Annotated in this window: 16 protein-coding genes; 9 read left to right on the top strand and 7 right to left on the bottom strand. The window is 45.5% G+C overall.

Features of this window, described 5'->3' with window-relative positions; translation table 11 throughout:
* Positions 1-251: 251 nt before the first annotated feature.
* Both MSMTP_RS17345 and MSMTP_RS17340 read right to left on the bottom strand, forming a co-directional pair.
* Positions 252-929, bottom strand: coding sequence for a haloacid dehalogenase (locus MSMTP_RS17345; protein ID WP_048182109.1), 678 nt, complete (start codon positions 927-929; stop codon positions 252-254).
* A 683-nt stretch (positions 930-1612) separates the two neighbouring features.
* On the bottom strand, positions 1613-1885 hold the full coding sequence (locus MSMTP_RS17340) for a UPF0147 family protein (protein ID WP_048182107.1): 273 nt from the start codon (positions 1883-1885) through the stop codon (positions 1613-1615).
* Positions 1886-2324: 439 nt separating this feature from the next.
* On the opposite strand from MSMTP_RS17340, the gene MSMTP_RS17335 reads away from it, so the two are divergent.
* The gene (locus MSMTP_RS17335) at positions 2325-2933 is read left to right on the top strand and encodes an Sjogren's syndrome/scleroderma autoantigen 1 family protein (RefSeq protein ID WP_048182104.1); all 609 of its coding nucleotides are present in this window, start codon (positions 2325-2327) and stop codon (positions 2931-2933) included.
* A 1095-nt stretch (positions 2934-4028) separates the two neighbouring features.
* Here the strand turns inward: MSMTP_RS17335 and MSMTP_RS17325 are convergent.
* Together MSMTP_RS17325 and glyS are read right to left on the bottom strand one after the other, a co-directional pair.
* Positions 4029-6371, bottom strand: a complete 2343-nt coding sequence (locus MSMTP_RS17325; RefSeq protein WP_048182099.1) for a DEAD/DEAH box helicase — start codon at positions 6369-6371, stop codon at positions 4029-4031.
* Between the two features lie 267 nt (positions 6372-6638).
* Complete coding sequence (glyS, locus tag MSMTP_RS17320) at positions 6639-8486, bottom strand: glycine--tRNA ligase (protein ID WP_048182098.1); 1848 nt, start codon at positions 8484-8486, stop codon at positions 6639-6641.
* A gap of 368 nt (positions 8487-8854) precedes the next feature.
* On the opposite strand from glyS, the gene MSMTP_RS17315 reads away from it, so the two are divergent.
* The 7 genes from MSMTP_RS17315 (at position 8855) to surE (ending at position 14664) form a co-directional block, all read left to right on the top strand.
* Positions 8855-10432, top strand: coding sequence for an ATP-dependent endonuclease (locus MSMTP_RS17315; RefSeq protein ID WP_052718450.1), 1578 nt, complete (start codon positions 8855-8857; stop codon positions 10430-10432).
* A 59-nt stretch (positions 10433-10491) separates the two neighbouring features.
* The gene (locus MSMTP_RS17310; RefSeq protein ID WP_048182095.1) at positions 10492-10905 is read left to right on the top strand and encodes a nucleotidyltransferase substrate binding protein; all 414 of its coding nucleotides are present in this window, start codon (positions 10492-10494) and stop codon (positions 10903-10905) included.
* Between the two features lie 875 nt (positions 10906-11780).
* A complete protein-coding gene (locus tag MSMTP_RS17300) occupies positions 11781-12065 on the top strand; it encodes a nucleotidyltransferase family protein (RefSeq protein WP_048182088.1) in 285 nt (94 codons plus the stop codon).
* Positions 12058-12414, top strand: coding sequence for a DUF86 domain-containing protein (locus MSMTP_RS17295; protein ID WP_048182084.1), 357 nt, complete (start codon positions 12058-12060; stop codon positions 12412-12414). Before MSMTP_RS17300 ends, MSMTP_RS17295 begins: the two co-directional genes overlap by 8 nt.
* Positions 12404-12586, top strand: a complete 183-nt coding sequence (locus MSMTP_RS17290; RefSeq protein ID WP_048182080.1) for a hypothetical protein — start codon at positions 12404-12406, stop codon at positions 12584-12586. Before MSMTP_RS17295 ends, MSMTP_RS17290 begins: the two co-directional genes overlap by 11 nt.
* Positions 12587-13302: 716 nt before the next feature.
* Positions 13303-13476: a hypothetical protein gene (locus tag MSMTP_RS19550; RefSeq protein WP_156153885.1), complete on the top strand. Its 174-nt coding sequence runs from the start codon at positions 13303-13305 to the stop codon at positions 13474-13476.
* 396 nt (positions 13477-13872) lie between these two features.
* Positions 13873-14664 (top strand): 5'/3'-nucleotidase SurE, encoded by a 792-nt coding sequence (surE, locus tag MSMTP_RS17285; protein WP_048182077.1) that lies wholly within the window; start codon positions 13873-13875, stop codon positions 14662-14664.
* A gap of 612 nt (positions 14665-15276) precedes the next feature.
* Here surE and MSMTP_RS19790 read toward each other — a convergent pair.
* Together MSMTP_RS19790 and moaA are read right to left on the bottom strand one after the other, a co-directional pair.
* Positions 15277-15447 (bottom strand): hypothetical protein, encoded by a 171-nt coding sequence (locus tag MSMTP_RS19790; protein WP_197076111.1) that lies wholly within the window; start codon positions 15445-15447, stop codon positions 15277-15279.
* 74 nt (positions 15448-15521) lie between these two features.
* Positions 15522-16577 carry a GTP 3',8-cyclase MoaA gene (gene moaA / locus MSMTP_RS17280; protein ID WP_082090677.1) on the bottom strand — a complete coding sequence of 352 codons (1056 nt, stop codon included), beginning with the start codon at positions 16575-16577 and terminating at the stop codon, positions 15522-15524.
* A gap of 443 nt (positions 16578-17020) precedes the next feature.
* Here moaA and MSMTP_RS17275 point away from each other — a divergent pair, with 443 nt between their 5' ends.
* Entirely contained in the window at positions 17021-18340 is a 1320-nt protein-coding gene (locus MSMTP_RS17275) for a cobyrinate a,c-diamide synthase (protein WP_048182075.1), read from the top strand.
* 83 nt (positions 18341-18423) lie between these two features.
* On the opposite strand, the gene priL is transcribed toward MSMTP_RS17275, so the two are convergent.
* Positions 18424-19539: a DNA primase regulatory subunit PriL gene (gene priL / locus MSMTP_RS17270; protein ID WP_048182071.1), complete on the bottom strand. Its 1116-nt coding sequence runs from the start codon at positions 19537-19539 to the stop codon at positions 18424-18426.
* Positions 19540-19543 lie beyond the last annotated feature (4 nt).

The following is a 19543-nucleotide window of genomic DNA, read 5'->3' as shown; positions in this document are numbered from 1 at the left end:
CTCTTGTGATTGATTATCGGAATCCTTTATCGCAGTGCTATATTCATCTGCTCATTATGAAGTTTGAATTATGGTTTGAATTATGGTTTGAATTATGGATTTCCGCATTATGAAATTTTGTATTATGAAATTTTGTATTATGAAATTTTGTATTATGATTATGAAGTTTACATTATGGGAATCCTGTATTATGAAGTTTGAATTATGGGTATTCTGAATTCTGGAAGTCTGCTTAGTGTGGTTAATGTGATTTACCGTGATCCCGGGCCAATTTGTTCCTCCGGGAACGGTGCGGGTCCAAGCTTGGATTCCAGTTCTCTCATTGCCGTTTCCAGTTTCTTTTGCTGGATTGCGTTGATGAGGTCTCCCCTGGTCTTTTCGATCAGGCCGCGGGCTACGTCGGTCTTTCGCCTGAGCCCCCGGGTTATCGCGTCCGGGTAGTCAAAGTCCATAAGGACTGCATGGATATTTTCCATTATCCCTAAAAACACTTCGGCTTTTTCCAGGGCTTCCGTCCTTATAAGGTCCAGGACATGCCTCCTGAGTTCTCCCACAACGTCTCCGAGCCCGTTCAGGTAGGCTGCATATCCGATGCTCAGGGTTTCCGGGGAAGGCAGTGTTTCAGGTTTTTCTTCTTCCCTGAGCAGGTCTAAAAGGATGGAGGCTTCTGCAAACTCCTGTTGGGCGTGTTCCACAAAGCCTGCGTGGTAAATGTCAGAGTGCTCCTCGAAGAGAACATCAAGCTTGAAAAGGGCTTTTTTTGCTTCTTCGATGTTCTTTTCGGCTTTTTTGAAATTCTGTCCGTGCAGGGCAAACGTAGCGGTCCGGCAGTCCCTAACGACCTGCCGGGAAAGCTTTAGTCCTTCTTCTCTTACCCTATCCTTTGCCTCAAAATTTTCCCTTACCCTGGCTGAAATTTCTTCGAGCATTTATTTCATTACCCCCTCGAGAAGGCCCGGTTCAAACCTTTCCCTTTGTGGATTGTACAGGATTTGTTCAAAGTTTGCTGAATACTTCCAGCAATTTTCCCTTCAAACATATTATGCCTATCGGTGACATCCATATTTCTTAAAATTTGTAACTTCTCTGTTTTCCCGGAGTTTCCGGAGTTTTTCGTGTTTCTATAAGCTCCGTTTTGATAGGCTCCTTTTCGATAAACTCCGTTTTGATAAACTCCGTTTTGATAAGCTCCAATAGATCCGAAATGAGGCTTCTAATTCTGCTTCACACGGAATGGATAAAAAAGAAGTAAAGGGTATTTTTTCCCTATTTTCTGTGCCTGGCTTTCCCGGAAGCGCACTCGTTTCGGAGTGCACCCGCATCAGCCGACAGTATATATGAATTATAAAGATGACGTTTCCCTGCTGTCTTTTTTCAGAACAAGGTGACCTTTTGGGCTTTAAACAGGGAGGTCTTAAAAACGTATTCGAAGCGCGCTTTCCGTCTCCGAAGCTTTAAGTTCGTTTTTAGCGTGTGTATTCGGTTTTTTATTCTGGGTTTATCTCAAGAGTTGAGAGATAATTTTGTTCTTTGGAAGAATTGTGTCCTTTGAGAAATTGTGTTTTTTCTTGTTTCAAGTGTCAATTTAAGTGCCACTCACTCATCAACGGATTTACTCGTCAACGGGAATGGTTTCGAGCTGGCTTGAGAGGTTCCAGATAAGGGTTCTTGTGTGCAGTGGGAGGTTTGGGTCGTTGCTGACGTCCTCGAGAATGGAGATGCTGGATGCGGCCCTGAGGAAAAGGGGCTCGGAATCATTGGTAAGGATATCCGTGATTTCGTTTACGGAACGCCTGATATTTCTGGGAACCGACGAGTCGTTGGTTATGCTTTCTAAGACATGGAGACATTGCCTGATAACTTCTGTTGAATCAACTGATGACATTCAAATCACCTTCGGTGGTTAATTGTAATGTAAAATAAGAGCTAGCTAATTTAGTGTAAGACAGGTTTGTTATATAAAATATTATCGGTAATTCCCGATATTATCATTTTTTTTATTTTCTCATTGTCTTTTGGTATAGTGTTTTTATTTCCCCTCTGTTTTTCCTTTATTCTGGTCTTTTCTTGGCTTGATGCCGTTCATGCTCCATTATCCGAAAGTAACTCGAGGTTTTTCCTTTATTCTGGTCTTTTCTTGGCTTGATGCTTTACTTTTTTCTGGTCTTCTTCTTTTCCTTGATATTTTCCTTCACCCCGATGCCTTCTTTTATCCTGGGGTTTTTCCCTCGAAGGGCATAATTGAGGTAGCTTAATATATATGGAGCGGAAAGGAGAAATCTTATAAGAGAAGTACGAATGTGTGCAGAGAGGATGGTTAACACATGGATTCCGAGAAAGATCAGAAGGTAAAAAGAATAGCTCGCTTCCTTGAACTCGGAGGTACGATGCTTGCCGAGCACTGCAAAGTTTGTGGTGCTCCGAAGTTCAGGTACCAGGGTCAGGTAATCTGTCCACTCTGTGATGTCCGGGAGGAAGGAGAAGAGGAAACAGAGGCATCCATAGAAGCAGTCCCGGAAGCTCCCGTGGAAAGGCCTGCCCCGGAAACCGGAACTTTGCCCGAGAAAAGCAGGCCCTGGTATGATACCAACAAGGAAGTCCAGGAAAGCCGTCAGAATTCCTGGTTCGAGCCCAGGAGAGCAGAAGCAGCCGTGGAAGTAGAAGAGAGGGTCCCGCAGTTCAGGGCAGAGGTACAGAGCCCTGTCCCCGAGAGCAAAGAGCTGCCCCGGCAGAAGGCTGCAGTACAAAATGCCGGACCTGCTGACGTCCTCGAACTTCAGGGAGACCGGGCAGAGCTTGAAGCCCTGCTCCTGAGAAAACTCATCAGCATTGCCACTTTCCTGCAGGCTGAAAAGGATCCCCGAAGGGTCATTGAGGAGTTCGAACTGATTGAAAAAGGTCTGAGCCTTATCGAGAGTTTGAGAAAATACTGAGAAAATACTGAGAAAATACTGAGAAAATACTGAGAAAGGAATAAAGAAAGGAATGAATACTCAATTCTTGCCCTGGTTGATGATTTAAATTTTAGAGGCTGACGGTTTGAGGATTTAAGGGTTAGAGGCTGACAATCGTCCCGGTACTCTCAGGTAAGAGCGCCCTGACTCGCTGCAAGGAGATGGAATGCGCCGGAAAATTATCTTCGGGCATATTTTTCCTTTCAGGTTTACGGCTCCTCCCCGCTTCACGCCGTTGCCCCTCTTGCTGTCTTTTCTCCTCTTATTTGCCTGGGTCAAGGTTTCTGCAGATTTTTATAAAGACTTCGGTATTTTCATCTCTGTATATTTCTACAAATATAGAACTTTCGATATTATTTTTAATAGATCCTGATTTATCGTTACAATTCCGGCCCTTCATTTTCTCAGGTAGGGTTTCTATTTCTCATTTTATGAATCCTGATTCTGTGGGGGAAAGATTTTTCGTTATCAGATGGAAGGTATTTTTTCTATTGTGAAAATATTTTTCAAACTCTCTTTGAAGACAGTTCATATATCACTATTTATCATTGAGAATAAAGCCCTTTTTTCCGGATCCTGTTCCAGACCCCTTCTTTTATCTATCACGATTTTTCATAAATTTATTTTAGAAGTCTTTATATTTTAGAAACTCACACTTTACTATTGAGAGGTGATGAAAGCATGCGAGATATGTCCAGAGGTCTGGTTTCATATCTATTTACCTTTCTAGAATTGCTTTGTGGATTGGTCCTTCTGGTTCCTTTCGGGTGGATCGTCCTCCTTTTCTGCATGCTGTCTGAACCGGAAAGTACCGTGCTTGGGCATCATTTGAAAAGGCGTTGCAACCTTAAAAGGTATTAAAGAGACCGGTTCTCTCTCGTGGGAATTCCCTCCAGGGAATTTCCTTTTTAAAAAAACGGAATTTTCCGGGGTCTGCAGGGTTAAATGTTATTGTTTCATGTACTGATAAAAGCGGTTTTCCTCTGACGTTGTCCGCTTCCTCCTGGTCATTATATGGTTTTTATTTCTGCAGGGTCCTGGCTTTTATATTTTAAATCCTGTTTTTTTTTCTTTTTATCCTTTGTACTGACTCGTTACGATTTCTCTTATCCTGGCTGCGGTTTTCGGGCCGATCAGCTTTACCTTTTGAAGCTCTTCCGTGTCGGCGTTCATGACAGCTTCCACGGACCCTAAATGGAGGAGGAGGTTTCTGGCGGCTTTGGGTCCTATGTTGGAGATTGCGGAGACCAGGTATTCCTGCTGCTCGGCAAGGGTACTGGCGGACTTTTTCCCGTGGGGGTTGACCTCGCGTTTTTCTCCTATCTGCTCGCGCTTTGCAAGCACTTTCAGGATTGAAGCCGTTTCTCCTTCGTCCCGGGAATAAAGGATGGAAACCCCGAAATCGATGGCAATGGACGCCAGGGAGCCGTAAATAGCATTCGGATTGAGCTGCCTTGCGGTGAACAGGTCTTCACCTTCGATAATCAGGACAGGTTTTTCATACACCCGGGCAAGGTCCGAGAGCTGGGCAAAGAGGTTGCGTTTTCCGTCAATCAGGGAACTGGCAAAGTCATCGGTGCGTTTTCTCTCAACCGCTACACGGTCGCTCACCACATAGTCTCCGACCTCCAGGGCCTTGAAGCTCAGTCCCACCCCCATCCGGTCGAGGGATTTTGCAACCCCGCTTTTCGTTTCCCGGTGGTCGATGACTACTCTGAGGGTTTCGCCCCCTGTTTCGTCTGGAACTTCAAACTCCCCGAGGGTCTTTTGCTTTTCGAACTCTGCACCTGCTTCTGCACCTGCTTCTGCTTCAGTTCCGTTTTCAAAAGCCGAAAGGCTGGTGGTCTTTTTCGAACACAGAGCAGACTCCAGGCCGTGCATGCTGTTCAGCATCCTTTTTTCCTTGTTTTTGCTGCTCCAGTAGTAAGCTTCATCCCTGGTCCCTTTCGTCACCAGCACGACGACCCTGCCCTTATGAAGCCTCCCGGTCCTGCCTTTGCGCTGGATGCTCCGGATTTCCGAGGGGATTGGTTCGTAGAAAAGCACAAGGTCGGTGGAAGGGATGTCAAGCCCTTCTTCTGCCACGGAAGTCGCTACCAGGACGTTGTATTCCCCTTCCCTGAATTTCTCTATGATTTCTACCTGCTTTTTCTGGGTAAGTCCTTTATCTTTGTACTTCGAACTCTGCCCCACAAAGCGGACAGGGGAAAGACCCGGAACTTCGGAAAGGGCATCCGTGACCATTTCCGCAGTATCCCTGTAGTTAGTAAAGACGATAACCCTTGATTCCGGGCTTCCTTCAAGCTGTCCGGATACGATTTTTTGTGCCAGGCCGAGTTTCGGGTGCTCGACTTCCCCCATATTTTCTTTTAACATGTGGAGGGCTTTTCGCATGTACAGGTCTTCCATCAGCCGTTTTGCGGCTTTGGTCCCGCCTTTTGCAAAGGCTTCCTGTCCGAGTTTTTCCAGGTATTTTTTAAGGGCAAGCACTCCCTGAGTCTCGATAAGTTCTATGCCGTGGTTCAGTTTCATCATCTCTGCCAGGACCGAAAGGGCGGTAAAGACTGCCGGGTTTCCTTCCCCCCGTAGTTCGGACTGGAGACTTTTCTGGAGGGCCAGCAGGTCTTTCTTGGACATGTTTTTCCGGGCAGCAACCGGAAAGCCCAGTTCCCCGAGTTTCCCTATGCGGTCGTCCATGATTATTTCAAGCAGGTCCCTGACCTCCTTCATTTCGGGTGGAAGGTTTACCTTTACCCATTCGATTTCCTTTTCCTGCACATAGGGCCTGACGTCCCTGTCCTTTTCCGTTTTCACCGCAACGTTCTCGATATGGAGGGCTTCGCAAACCTCGGCAATTTTCTCGTCGGAACTCCCGGGGCTTGCGGTAATCGCCAGGATGTGCGGGTTTTTGGCAGCTTCAAAGTACTTTTCCGCAATGAAAGTGTAAGCGTAATTCCCAACAGCCCTGTGGGCTTCGTCAAAGGTGACATGGCTTACGTCCTCGAGGCTGATCCGCTTTGTCAGGATGTCGTTTTCGATTACCTGGGGCGTGGACACGATCAGCCTGCCTTTTTCCCAGAGCTTTTCCCGCTCCGCAGGAGAGATGCTCCCCGTAAAGGTCAGGACTTCCTCTTCGGGGATGTTCATTACCCTCCTGAAAAAAGACGCATGCTGCTCCACCAGGGGTTTGGTCGGGGAAAGCAGGAGGGCTTTTCCCCCGAAACGCTGGAGCCGGGAAGCAATAACAAAAAGGGCTATGATGGTCTTTCCAAGGCCTGTCGGGAGCACCACCAGGCTCGGACCCTCCAGGGCTTTTCCTGCCAGGTTGAGCTGGTAGAGCCTCTGCTCCACGGTATCGGGTTTTATAAGCGGGTGCTTGATGTAGGAAGGCTCGTTCGTGAAGAGTGTGTCTTTCATTTCGATCCAGTGGCCTCAGTTTGTGCTGTCAGTTTATGCTCTTGGTTTATGCTGTCAGCCTAGTGATATACTTCAGTGCTCTCAGCTTAGTGTTATCAGCCTGGTGTTATCAGCTTAGTGATATTTCAGTGCTGTCAGTTAGTACTATAACACGTCCGTGTTATAAAAAAAGTAATAAAAAATAAAAAGTTTGCTGTGGACCCTGTTAAGAGCCCTTATTTTACAGCTTTTTTGCAGCTTCAAATTGCAGCTTAGGATTGCAGGGATTCAGAAGTTGAAGGGTTTGCCTGCGGATTCGAAGCTCCTGCCCCTGTAGATCAGCTCGTAGAGCACGTCTTCGATGCCTTCGACCGGGGCTCTGATCTGACGCATGGAGTCCCTGTCTCTGATGGTGACGGTTTTGTCTTCCAGGGTGGTGTAGTCAACGGTGACGGAGTAGGGAGTTCCGATTTCGTCGTTTCTCCGGTAGCGGCGTCCGATGGTTCCGGAATCGTCGTAGGCGACCAGCAGGTTCTTTTCCCTGAACTTTGCCAGGATTTCCTTTGCAGGGTCTGCAAGTTCTTTCCGCGTCAGGAGCGGGAGGACTGCCACCTGGACAGGGGCAACGGCACTGGAAAAGCGCATGACCAGACGGGTTTCTTCTTCAGCTTCGTCCTCTTTTTTGGCTTCGGCTTTGCCCCCGGTTTCGACTGCGGTTTCCGAATCCCCTTCTTTTGCTTCCCCGGCGCCTTTCAGCCCGGACTCGGTTTCCTTTGCGGCAACGTCCTCTTCTTCAAAGGCGTGTTCCATGGTCCCGTAGAAGATCCTGTCAATCCCGTAGGAGGGCTCGATTACATGGGGCACGACTGCCTCACCGCTGACCTTTACGGTCTCTTCCGCAAACTCCACCATGTCGGAGCTGACGCTGACTTCTTCTCCGTCCACCGTCACTTTGATCTCGGCCTGGCTGAGTTCGGCTTCGGAGAGCTGTTTGAGGGCTTCTGAAACGGCTTTTGCCTTTCCCTTGAAGATGGGGCCCAGCTTTCCCATGTTCGGTTTTACGGTGAAGCGGGTGACCATCTTCGGCTCGTCGTATTCCACGTAGACGTAAAGCTCGGTCTTGCTGACCTTTGCGTGGGCGTTCAGGTCGTAGTCGGTCCTGTCGGCAATCCCCACGGTCTCGACCCAGCCGAAACGGTCCATCTCAATCTCGGCGTCCCAGCAGTCGATTGCGTAGTGGGCCATCTCGTCTTTCAGGTGCTGCCTGAACCTGAGCCTTGAGGGGTCGATCCCGATCTTTGTGAGGAACTCGTTTGTAAGCGCGAGGTTGTAGCCCAGGAACTCGTGGGCAATGACTCCCTTTTCGACTGCGTCCCGGACGGTCATGCGGACGGACTCGCCTTTCTCCTGCCCTTCCTGGGAGTAGAGTGTAAGTTCTTTGTCTGCGAAGCGCTCGAAGTTCGGGTGGCTCTTATCCCTGGGATCGGTGAAGATCTCACACTCAGCCTGGGTAAACTCCCGGAGCCGGATTACACCCTGCCGGGGTGCGATTTCGTTCCTGTAGGACTTTCCGATCTGCACTGCCCCGAAGGGGAGCTTTTCCCTGTAGAAGCGGGACAGCCTCTGGAAGTCCACGAACATCCCCTGAGCCGTTTCCGGCCTGAGGTATCCCTGGCGCCCGGTCCCCGGCCCGATGGTGGTTTTGAACATCAGGTTGAATTCGTAGGCGTCGTTGAACTCTCCGCCGCATTCGGGACAGGTGATTCCCTTTTCCTTAATGACCTGCGTAAGCTGTTCCGCATTCAGGGTCCCTGCCGCGTCCATGACGTTTTCCACCAGGTGGTCTGCCCGGAACGCTTCACCGCACTTCTTGCACTCGCAAAGGGGGTCTGAAAAGCCGCCCACGTGCCCGGACGCTACAAAGACGTCCTCGATCCCGATGGTCGGGCACTCGATCTCCATATGCCCTTCCTGAATAACGTAAAACTCCCTCCAGATCTGTTCGATCCGCCGCTTCAACGTGCTCCCGAGGGGTCCGTAATCGTAAAAACCACGGCTTCCGCCGTAAAGCTCAAAAGAGTTCCAGAGAAAACCGCGGCGTTTTGCCAGCTCGATAACCTGCTCGTACTTGTCCATTTTATAAATCCTCGTGATGATTGATTGGGGGGTATTGGATGATTGTGAATTCGTGATTTGTCCGGAATATTAGAGGGATAACGGATTCATCATATTAAATTTATACTGGTCTGAGGTTGGGGAGGAGGGTTGAGGTGGGAAGGAGGAATATGAAAGACGTACAGAGCCTTTATGCTGGATTCTCAGTTTTCCTCTATAATTTACGTTAATTTGATCCTTTCCTCTTTTTTATTATATTGTTAGATTACGTAATATGTTTTGAAGTAGGCTTATTAAAATTACGATCAAAGTTGGAAAACCTTTTATCTTCTAATATGTTTATTGAATGATGAATTTAATCAGCTTTAATTTTGTTTCTGGGATTTATTATGTCATATAATTATTCACAAATTGATAGGGATAATTTAAACTGGTTTTCAAAAGACACTTCTAAGGCTACTTTACTGAGTATAGAGTTGTTTGTAGGTCGTTTGAGAGGGTTAAATCCTTTCGAAATTAAATTTAATTATCCTATATCTGTTATCGCAGGTAAAAATGGTTCTGGGAAATCCACTTTACTTGCTTTGGCAGCATGTTCGTTTCACAATGATGAAGGTGGGTTTAAACTTCTTGAAAGGGAAAAAGGATATTACACATTTTCAGATTTTTTCATCCAGTCAAAAGAGGAAGTCTCGCCTGATGGCATAGTCATTGGATACAAAATACTACATAATAACTGGACGCCAACTAAAAAGATGCCTAGAGGCATTGGTGCTGGTTTGCAGTTTAGGAAAAAGAAAGTCGGTGGTAATTGGAATAAATATTCAAAAAGAGTTCACAGAAATGTTGTATATTTCGGTATCGATAGAGTAGTTCCTCACTCTGAAAAAAGTGTTTCGAAAAGTTATAAAAATCGTTTTAAAAATATTGAGTTCCATGGGTGGGAAGAAAGTGTAAAAAATATAGTTGGGAGAATATTAAATAAGAATTATGATGAATTTTGGTACAAAAAACACACCAAGTATCAGTTGCCAATGGTGAGAGCCGATGGTAAATTATACTCAGGATTTAACATGGGAGCTGGTGAAAATGCGCTATTTAAAATATTTTCTACAGTACATTCTTGCCCTGATGGTGCTCTTTTTATCATAGATGAAATTGAATTAGGGCTGCATGAAGAAGCTCAAAAACGTTTGGTTGATGAACTGAAAAAAATATGTAAGCAAAAACATATACAAATTATTTGTACAACTCATTCTTCTACGATTATGAGCAATCTCCCTCCAGAAGCGAGGTTCTTTGTAGAAAGCATTGGTACTAATACCATTGTTAGCCCTGGAATTTCATCTTTGTATGCGGCTGGGAAGCTGGCTGGAGAGAATAGCAATGAATTAGATATTTTTGTTGAAGATAGTACTGCAAAATGCTTGATTGAATCATCCTTGTCAAACGAAACTAGGTTGAGAGTTAATATATTAACTATAGGTTCCTCCTCAGCAGTAATTAGACAGCTTGCAGCTCGTTATAAAAATATAAAAAAGGGAGAATGTATTGCAATTCTAGATGGGGATAAATATTCAAAGTTAGTTAGCTTATGTAATCAATTTTTAAAAATGTTGGAGAACGCCGGTGACAAAGAAGTTGCTGAATCATATGTCAAAGAGAGATTGAAATTTTTACCTGGTGATACTTGGCCTGAAAAATGGATCTTTTCAGAGCTAAAACAAAAATATGGATCAGAGTTGGCAGCAGAACTTTCACTGGATGATTCACTGGATGAGGTTCGATTAAGTGGATATTTGGATGAAGCGATAAGGGCTGGAAAACATAATGAATTCCAAACTATATGTCAAAGAACAAATCTTGGTATGTCTGATGTTAAAAACCTATTTTGTAGAAGTGCTGTGAAATGCAACAAGGAATCATTTGAAGAAATAAAAGTATGTATTTTAAGTTTCCTCGAATAATTATTCTTGGAGAGTTTAATGCTCAATTTAATTTTAAATGAAAATCTCGAAGAGGTTATATGCAAAACCTGAACCCCAAACTCGAACTCACAACAAAATCCCTAACCTCTCTCCAAGAAATCCTCTCCGAACCCTACTCCCCAATAATCCGGGACGCCGCTCTTCTAAGATTCAACCGCAGCGTCGAAATCTTCAGCAGGCTCCTGAAAGACTACCTCTGCGTCCATGAAGGCTTAGTATGCGATCTACCCAAGCCCTGCATGAGGATGGCGTTCAAGGTCGGGCTTATGGATGAAGAAGAAACGGTGCAGGCACTTGAGATGATCGATCAGAGGGAGGAGGTTGAGAATATTACCGAGCATGCTGACTTTGAGGAAGTAGCGGAAGAGATCTATCACCAGATAAGGGATTACTGGGTGCTGATGGATAGGGTTTGCAGGCGGGTTGTCGAAGCGATAGAGGCAGAGGGTTAAAAGGTTCTTTTTTTGGGGGTGCTTTTGTTGAACGTTGTGTCGGGTTGGTTCTGGTGTCCCCCGGGCGAAATATAATAATAGAGTTGTAAAAATCGGGCAAATTGTCCCTGCTTGGTTATCCCCGGAAACCTTTTTTGGATCTGCTTCATAGGTACCGGCACTCTCACCGGTCAGCTTGCTGACCGGCTTTTCCCATAAATTGTATTTTAATGAACAAGAAATGAATCCGGCTGTGGGGCGAAATGTTCAGAAAAAAATGCAAGGGACGATTTTGGAATAGCTTCCCCTGTTTTTGATTCCTGATGACGTAATTGAGCTTTTTCTTTTGTATTTCAGAGTTTTTCCTGCTCGGGCCGCGCTGAAGCGCGGGGAAAAACAGACGGAAGATGGCTATTAATGTTGCTCTGTTTTTTGAGTCATTGAGTTTGAAACTCTCCCTGCCCTGGAATCTCATACTTCAAGTGCTCATACTTTGAATGTTGCGTGGGGTTGGTTCTGGCGCCCCCAACGAAATATAATAATAGAGTTGTAAAAATCGGGCAAAAATTCCAGGAAACCTTTTTTGATCTGCTTTCATAGGTACCGGGGCTCTCACCGGTCAGCTTGCTGACCGGCCTTTTCCATAAATGTATTTTGAAGACTAAAATGTATAAATTTTAGAATATGTGCGCTTGTTTTCGATTGCTAATGGCATCATTGTGTTCTTTTCTTTTGCATTTCAGGGGTTTTCTTGCTCGAGCCGCGCCGGGGCGCGGGGAAAGACAGACGGGAGACGGCTATTAACGTTTCCCCGTCTTTTTGATTCCTGAGCCGAATGTTCTCTTTTTCCGGTTTTTCGAGACAAATATTTAAAAGATTGATGCCGAGTACTAATTATGGATGCTATCTCGACTTTGAAGGAGCATGAGAAACTTATCCGGCAGAAATTCGGGGTAAAAAGGATCGGGATATTCGGCTCTTTTGCGAGGGGGGAGGAAAGGGAAGATAGCGATCTTGACGTACTCGTTGAGTTTGAAGAGGGTCAGAAAACATTCGATAATTACATGGACCTGAAGTTTTACCTGGAAGACTTATTTGGCAGGGATGTTGACCTCGTTACTGAAAAAGCACTCAAGCGGCAACTTAAGGATATCATCATGAAGGAAGTTGTGTATGCCTGAGAAAAGTCCTGTTCTTTATTTGGAGGACATTCTTGACTCGATTGAAAAAATTCAAAAATACCTGGGCGATTCTTCCTTTGACGAGTTTTTGGAAAATGAAATGCTAATAGATGCTGTAATCCGGAATCTTGAGGTAATAGGAGAAGCTGCCGGACATATTGCCCCTGAAATCCGTGTTAAATATCCGGAAATAGAATGGAAAAAGATTGTGGGTTTGAGAAATATCCTGATCCATGATTACTCTGGAATTGACCTTGATATCGTCTGGGATGTCATAAAGTACAGGCTCAATCCCCTGGAAACAAATGTAAGGCAAGTTCTCAAGGAAGAGAAAAGCCATGAAGGATGAGGCTTCTTCTCAACTCGCCGTTGAGTTCTTTTCTTTTGATTTCAGGGGGTTTCTTGCTCGGGCCGCGCCGTGGCGCGGGGGAAGACAGAAGGGATACGGCTATTTAACGCCGCTTCGGTTTTGTTTTTTCGGATTCACAGGCTTTTACCCGGTTTTCGAGACAAATATTTGAAAGATTGAAACCGGTTTTGCCTTTTTACCTTGAGGATCCGGAAGAATCCTTTAATTTTTTGACAGTTTTTCAGGAAGCTAAGCGGGCAGTTAAAAAATAAATGCAACATGATAAAAAGCAAGTGTCTTGATTATTTTTGATTCTTAAAAGCTTTTTTAAGCTCTTTTGTCCGGAATTTCAAGGTGTTTTCGGCTCAGCCCTAAAGGACATGACGAATTAACGGCGACTAGTCAACACCGCTCTTGCATTTGTTTTTTTGTTCAAAGCTTCTTTTCAAACCCTATGCCCCGCCATTCTTTACTTTTCATGTTCTGTTTTTGCTTCTTGTTCAGGCGGTTTATATGTGGATTGGAGGGCTAGAGCATCATTAATGCACTCATTTATAATTTTTTATATTAACCCAAAATTTATTAATATGATCGATATGTAAAGCTAGATTGCACGGGGGTGAGAAAAGGATGTTTTCGTTTGAAGATGCCTTTTCAGGGCATTATTGATAATAGGATACTTTATGAGTATTCGTTAAATGGGTATACGAATACTTTGTGGGTATACGTTATCACTCACATTTCGAATTCTGGTATTTTTGTACAAATTAACGGTACAAGTGTGCCATTCTGTTGAGACCCTATTAATCAAATGGCCAATATACAGAAATTAATATCTCACATTGGCAGAGGGTCGAAATGTGAGTTTATCAGTGGGGTATGATTAAAATGTTTGAAAGAAGTTTAAGAGAAATTGTAAAACTTATCGTTGAAGAAAGAGAATTAAGTATGGAACTGGTTGTGGAATCACTCCACAGCCTGGAATTTCTGGCAATAAAGGTGATAATGATTTCTTTGAGCCTGTATCACCTATATGAGTATGCGGTTAAGACTATTTTTTAAGCCGCAATTAAGTTGAATTCAAAGCATTCCCTCAATTTCCCCTTTTATGTTTTTGTGGGGGATTATTTATTCGCTTTACAGGCGCGTTTTAAGGAATGCTTCAGGAATTGTTTGAATTCAATGTAAAAAGAGAGTCCAGGGCTCAGCAAACGCCAAAGAAACAGCCTTGAAATTTCATATTTCTCTTTAATTTTTTATTTTTGTTTTTGTTTTCACTTTTGTTTTTGTTTTCACTTTTGATTCTGTTCTTCGAATGGTGATTATACTGACTAACAACAATTTGAAAAGTTCATTGTAGGCACTTTTCAATGCAGATTCTTAAGAAAATGAATCACGATTTCAGGGGGGTTCCCCTCCATTAATTTTAAATCATCAGCAAACTTAAGAGTGAAGCTAATGTCCCCCAAAATCCTTGTTACAAATGATGACGGTGTTTATTCTACGGGTCTCAAAGCTGCTTATGAAAGCGTTGCGGACCTCGGGGAAGTCACCATCTCGGCCCCTGCCATGCAGCAGAGCGGGGTCGGGCGTTCGATCTCTATTTTTGAACCCCTGAGAATCACGAAAACGGATATCGGAGGAATTCCTGCCAATGCCGTTGGCGGGACTCCCACGGATTCGGTTATTCTCGGGATTTTTACGATCATGAAGGAAATGCCGGACCTCATCCTTTCAGGCTTCAATATCGGGGAAAATATCAGTACGGACACGATCACGACTTCCGGGACCATAGGAGGGGCCCTTGAAGCCGCAAGCTATGGTGTTCCGGCAATAGCGGCTTCCATCCAGGTCCTGGAGGAAGGAGAAAAATTCGACGACCCGCGGGACTACCACCGGGAACGCTTCGAAGTTGCGATAAAGGTCGTAAACAGAATTGCAAGAAACGTCCTCAAACACGGCATGCCCGATTCCGTGGACCTCCTGAACATAAACGTCCCCTTCCACGCCGAAGAGGACACACCCATAGACATCACCCGCCTCGCCCGGAAGGTTTTCAAAACCGACGTGGAAGAGCGGCACGACCCGCGCGGCAGGCCCTACTACTGGATCGCAGGAGACCTCATAAAGGAAGAAGCCGAAGGGACAGACGTGCATGCCCTTATGCAAAAAGAACACATCTCAATAACCCCCATATCCCTGGATTCCACAGCAAGGATCGAGTTTTCAGAAATTGAGAAGTATTTTTGAATCAGGCAAGTCTGACAATTAGGTATGCCTGACAATTAGGCGTGCCTGACAATTAGATAAATCTGAAAAATTAGGCAATTCAGAGAACCTGAATAAATCAGAAAAATTGGACGTCTTCAAGTCCTAAAAACCAGATAAGTTCTAACAATTAGATGAGCTTATGCCATTTTTCACAGAATTCCTTAGTTTCCAATAATATTGGCTAATAAAAATTATTTGCCGAAAAAATTTGTTTTAAACATTTTTAAAGTAATTATATGCCTAAATAAAGGTATAATAGCAATTAGATGTTGTATTAATCGTTTAATAAGTAAAATAGGAGCAAATAGGAGTTTCAAACATAGTAAAAAATTATATTTTTATACATTCTATGATAAAAAATCATATTAAATATCAATTTAAAATTTATATATAACATAAATTAAGTATTTATGATTAAAATTTTTAATCTGCATTTTGAGGAGTACTAATTTAAAAGCATTATATGTAATTTTTTGGATAAATAAGTATTCTTAATCTTTTTTTACCGTTTTAAAGCATTTTAGTAAATTTTGGCATAAGCTCAGATAAGTCCAAAAAAGTGGAAGTACATTGGGGATTCAAATCCATAAATCAGGATTTTTCTTCTTCCCCGTCTTTTTCTATTTTTAACGAAATCTCTGTCCAGTTTTCGTCGATTCCGTGCAGGCATTCCGCCATTGCTCCTACGGTGTTGGTGAAGATTTTCCTTATAAAGTCGTTCATCGGAACTTTCTTTCCATCAATTACGAGTTCGGTTTTCACTTTTCTTCCTCCTTCTTTTCCTTTCTTTCCTTTTTTCCTTTCTTTTATGCTGTTTTTTATTGCTCTTTGTTACTTCAATTTTTTTCCCCTGTAACCTTGAGTTCTATTCTTTTCTTTTCAGCGCCAGCTATGTAATAGGGCTTTCTCCGGCTTACCGCAAGCCTCAGGAGCTTTTCGATCTCTTCCGGATTTTCTGCCTCTATGGCGTCTACCAGGTTGTCGTTTACCAGCAGGCAGGGTTTTAATTTCCCGTCTGCAGTGACCCTGAGCCTGCTGCAGTTGGCGCAGAATTCGGAGTTGTCCATGGGCTGTACGAACTCCACTTCCACCCCGTCGATCATGTACTTTTTCCGGTGGTGCAGGTGCCGGACCCTGACCTCGCTCGCCCTCTCTGCCAGGGTTTTTTTGAGGGATTCCGAATCGATCATATACGGGGAGAGTTCCGGGTCGATGTCCATGAGTTCAATTAGCTGCAGAATGACCTGGCCCTCGTAGGGGCGGACGAAGTCCATCATGGCATCGATCTCGCCGTCATTTACGCCTTTCAGGAGCACCATGTTCAGTTTTACCGGGGTCAGGCCCGCTTCAACGGCGCTGTCGATTCCTTCCTTCACCTTTTCCAGGGTGCCCGGAGGAGCTCCGGTTATTGCCTCGTACCTTTCCGGAATGAGGGAGTCAAGGCTCACATTTACCCTGTCCAGGCCCGCAGCTTTCAGGGATTTTGCGCGTTTTGAGAGCAGGACGCCGTTGGTAGTTGCCGAGACCTCCTTCAGGGGTGGAAGGCAAGCCAGGATTTCCTCGAAATCCTTTCGGAGCAGGGGTTCTCCTCCTGAGAATTTGACCTTGCGGACCCCGAATTTTGCCGCTGTACGGACGATTTCACAGATTAGTTCCGGAGGCATCTCTTTTTCGGAAGGGCCCCGCGTGCAGCCTTCCGAGCCTTCGTTGTGGCAGTACATGCAGGCAAGGTTGCACCTCTCCGTGATCGATATGCGCAGCCCCGTTACTTTTCGTCCGTAAGGGTCTGCCAGGGGCAGAACGTTTTCAAAAGTATCTTTTCCTGCTCCTGTTTTCTTTGTTGCTCCGAATGATGTTTTTTGAGCATTGAGTTCAGGCCTGTCTTCTGACATGGGTTTCCAGCCTTTTCATTTTTTTATAATTATAATTCTAATTGTAGTTGTAATTCGAATAATTGTAGTTGTAATTCGAATTATAGTTTTTTGCTCCCGCAGCTGAAAAACGTCACTGCAGAAGGCGAAAATGGTCTCTGAAATAAAAACCGGTTATGTATAGCCGGTAATATACCTAATAGTAGGTAATATAAATGAGTAGCGCAGGTCCGGGATAAACTCAGGTGAAAGGAATTTTATTCTTCGGCTCCCGGATAGGTTTTTCATTTTTATAAAAAACGTCCCTATTTATATTTCTTTTTATAGTCCTATTTATATCTCCATTTGTAACCCTATTTATAACCCTATTTGTAAAATTTTCTGCACGGGGCTTCAGTGTCTCAGGTTCTCAGAGTTTTGCAGCAGCCCAATTAATATATATTAATCTGTACAATAGTGAGCAAATGACAAAAGGAATACTTATTGCAGGAACCCACAGCGGAGTTGGAAAAACCACTGTCTCCATGGGTATAATGGCGGCCCTCAAGCACAGGCAGCTTAAGGTCCAGCCTTACAAAGTTGGCCCGGATTACATCGATCCCTCTCACCATACCGCAATTTGCGGGCGTCCTTCCCGGAACCTGGATACCTATATGATGGGCACGGACGGGGTTGGGGAAACGGTTGCAAGAACCTCCGGAGATGCCGAAATCTCTGTCGTTGAAGGGGTAATGGGGCTCTTTGACGGAATGGACTCTACGGAAATTGCAAGCTCGGCGCATGTTGCAAAGATCCTTGACATTCCGGTACTTCTGGTCATCAACGTGCACGGGATGTCCCGAAGCGCTGCAGCTCTCCTCAAGGGCTACTCCGAGTTTGACCCGGAAGTCCGGATTGCAGGCGTCATCCTGAACAAGGTCGGAAGCCCCCGCCACGGGGAAATGATCAAAAACGCTCTTCCCGGGGATATACCCATTGTAGGAATGATCCCGCGGAGGAAAGATATCGAGGTTCCCTCCCGGCACCTCGGGCTGTACATGGCTCATGAAAAGGACTACAACACTGCCGAAATGGCGGAATTCATTGAGGAAAATGTGGACCTTGACGCAGTTCTCGAACTTTCTGAACCCTGTTCCGTTCCTGAAATAGAAGAAATTCCTGATAAGGAAGCGGACGTAAGGATAGGGGTTGCCATGGACGCAGCATTTTGCTTCTACTACCAGGACATGTTCGACGCCTTCCGGGCCTGCGGGGCTGATATCGAGTTCTTCAGTCCCATGAAAGGGGAACTTCCGGACGTGGATGGGATCTATTTCGGAGGCGGCTACCCTGAACTCTACGCCGGGGAACTGGAAGTTTCGAAGACCACCCGCGGCTTAAAGGACCTTTCAGCCGACGGCCTGCCCATCTACGGGGAATGCGGAGGGCTGCTATACCTCTGCGGGACCTATGAAGTGGAAGGCCGGACCTACAAACTTGCAGACGTCGTTCCCGCCGACACCCGCATGACAAATCGCTTAAGAGGCCTCGGGTACACCGAAGCCCGCCCCCTTGACAAAAATTTCAGTTCCCACAACCTCAAAGGGCACGAGTTCCACTACTCCCTCACCGACTGCGACAGGGACGCCAGGTTTGCCTACGAAATGCTCCGCGGAAAAGGCATCCAGGGCGGTTTTGACGGGCTGATTGAACACAACACCCTGGCAGGGTACATGCACGCTCATCCCTCTACCTTCCCGGTAGAAAAGTTCGTGGAAAAGTGCAGGGAATACAAACGGAAGTGAGTGAAAGGAAGAAAAAAAGCAATTCTATAAGAAGAGGGAGAAGGCAATAGGATTTAAGACCACTTATTCTACTTCTTTTTTTATTAATTTTGCTTCTTCTTTTTTTTTCCTGCTTCTTCTTTCTTTTCCTTTTCTCCTCTTTTCCCCTCTTTCTCCTTCTGCTCTCCTTTATTCTCTTCCTTTTCCCTATCCCTGTTCTTCAGGAAAACTTTTCTCTCGTAATATCCCAGGGGGTGGCTGATCTTTGCGCAGATCCCGTCCTTTCCTACGCAGTTCCCGTAGGTCCGCATGGTGTCGCAGGCAGGAGGTTTGTACTCGTTGCCCGTAGCTCCGGCGATGTGCTCGATCTGGTAGAGGGTTTTTTCCGCGTCAAAGTCAGGGGAGACGTTGAAGAGGTTCAGGATTTCGTCCACGGACATCCCGACGTTCAGGAGAAAAGAGGTCATGGCAAAGCGCATGGAATGTGCCAGGTTTACCCCGCCCTGCACGTTTGCCAGAGCATGGGTGATACAGGGGGGGAAGAGTCCGGGTTCCACAACTCCGAAATCCGTTGCTCCGAACTTTTTCTTCTGGACCTCGAACTGTTCTTTGATCTCGGCAGCGTGCGGGGCGCAAAAGGCTGAAATCTCTTCGGGGATTTCGGGGATTGGAAAGGACTGCTCGATGCGTTCCCTGACGGCTTCCTGGAGCAGCCTTGCGAATTCTTCCCTGGTAACCCGGACTTTTCCTGCACGGAGCTGGCGGTTGGTCAGTTTCCAGGCGGGGTCTTTTAAGGAATTCGAGAACCTGATGTAATCCGTAAAATGCATGCTGAAATGTGTTTCCCGGGGTTCGGCGGAGATTCCAAAGTCCTCCCCGAATTCCAGCAAAAAATCGTTACTTTCCGTTTTCAGGAGAGTATAGGCAGCTTTTGCCTCTGCCAGGGCATAGCGCCGGGTAAAGAGCTGGTCATCAATACACGCGACCAGCATCCTGGCAAAAGGATAAGAAAGGAGTTCTGAAAGGACCTGGGCTTCCCCATTGAGGGGAGATTTTCCAATCTCTCCTTCGAGCGCCTCTTTTACCCGTCCTATCCCCCGGGCTCTGGCAGCCCGGTAGGCACGGGAATTGAGGAGGCTATCCAGAGATACCCCCAGGCTTTCCACGTAAGCAGATGCTTCTGAAACAAATGGGTAGTATGCCAGTTGTTCATTTTCCATAAAT

This window comes from Methanosarcina sp. MTP4 (assembly GCF_000970045.1).
In the GTDB taxonomy this organism is placed as follows: Archaea; Halobacteriota; Methanosarcinia; order Methanosarcinales; family Methanosarcinaceae; genus MTP4.
Note: the sequence above shows the minus strand (reverse complement) of the source record. Positions and strands in the feature narration are given on the sequence as shown.

What these genes read in the sequence shown, in the direction of transcription:
- MSMTP_RS19550 (WP_156153885.1), top strand. Translation starts at nt 13,303, where the DNA reads ATGTTTGAAAGAAGTTTAAGAGAAATTGTAAAACTTATCGTTGAAGAA.
- surE (WP_048182077.1), top strand. Translation starts at nt 13,873, where the DNA reads ATGTCCCCCAAAATCCTTGTTACAAATGATGACGGTGTTTATTCTACG.
- MSMTP_RS17310 (WP_048182095.1), top strand. Translation starts at nt 10,492, where the DNA reads ATGCAAAACCTGAACCCCAAACTCGAACTCACAACAAAATCCCTAACC.
- MSMTP_RS17340 (WP_048182107.1), bottom strand. Translation starts at nt 1,885, where the DNA reads ATGTCATCAGTTGATTCAACAGAAGTTATCAGGCAATGTCTCCATGTC.
- MSMTP_RS17290 (WP_048182080.1), top strand. Translation starts at nt 12,404, where the DNA reads ATGAAGGATGAGGCTTCTTCTCAACTCGCCGTTGAGTTCTTTTCTTTT.
- MSMTP_RS17345 (WP_048182109.1), bottom strand. Translation starts at nt 929, where the DNA reads ATGCTCGAAGAAATTTCAGCCAGGGTAAGGGAAAATTTTGAGGCAAAG.
- MSMTP_RS17325 (WP_048182099.1), bottom strand. Translation starts at nt 6,371, where the DNA reads ATGAAAGACACACTCTTCACGAACGAGCCTTCCTACATCAAGCACCCG.
- MSMTP_RS17335 (WP_048182104.1), top strand. Translation starts at nt 2,325, where the DNA reads ATGGATTCCGAGAAAGATCAGAAGGTAAAAAGAATAGCTCGCTTCCTT.
- MSMTP_RS17315 (WP_052718450.1), top strand. Translation starts at nt 8,855, where the DNA reads ATGTCATATAATTATTCACAAATTGATAGGGATAATTTAAACTGGTTT.
- glyS (WP_048182098.1), bottom strand. Translation starts at nt 8,486, where the DNA reads ATGGACAAGTACGAGCAGGTTATCGAGCTGGCAAAACGCCGCGGTTTT.
- MSMTP_RS17295 (WP_048182084.1), top strand. Translation starts at nt 12,058, where the DNA reads ATGCCTGAGAAAAGTCCTGTTCTTTATTTGGAGGACATTCTTGACTCG.
- MSMTP_RS17300 (WP_048182088.1), top strand. Translation starts at nt 11,781, where the DNA reads ATGGATGCTATCTCGACTTTGAAGGAGCATGAGAAACTTATCCGGCAG.
- priL (WP_048182071.1), bottom strand. Translation starts at nt 19,539, where the DNA reads ATGGAAAATGAACAACTGGCATACTACCCATTTGTTTCAGAAGCATCT.
- MSMTP_RS17275 (WP_048182075.1), top strand. Translation starts at nt 17,021, where the DNA reads ATGACAAAAGGAATACTTATTGCAGGAACCCACAGCGGAGTTGGAAAA.
- moaA (WP_082090677.1), bottom strand. Translation starts at nt 16,577, where the DNA reads ATGTCAGAAGACAGGCCTGAACTCAATGCTCAAAAAACATCATTCGGA.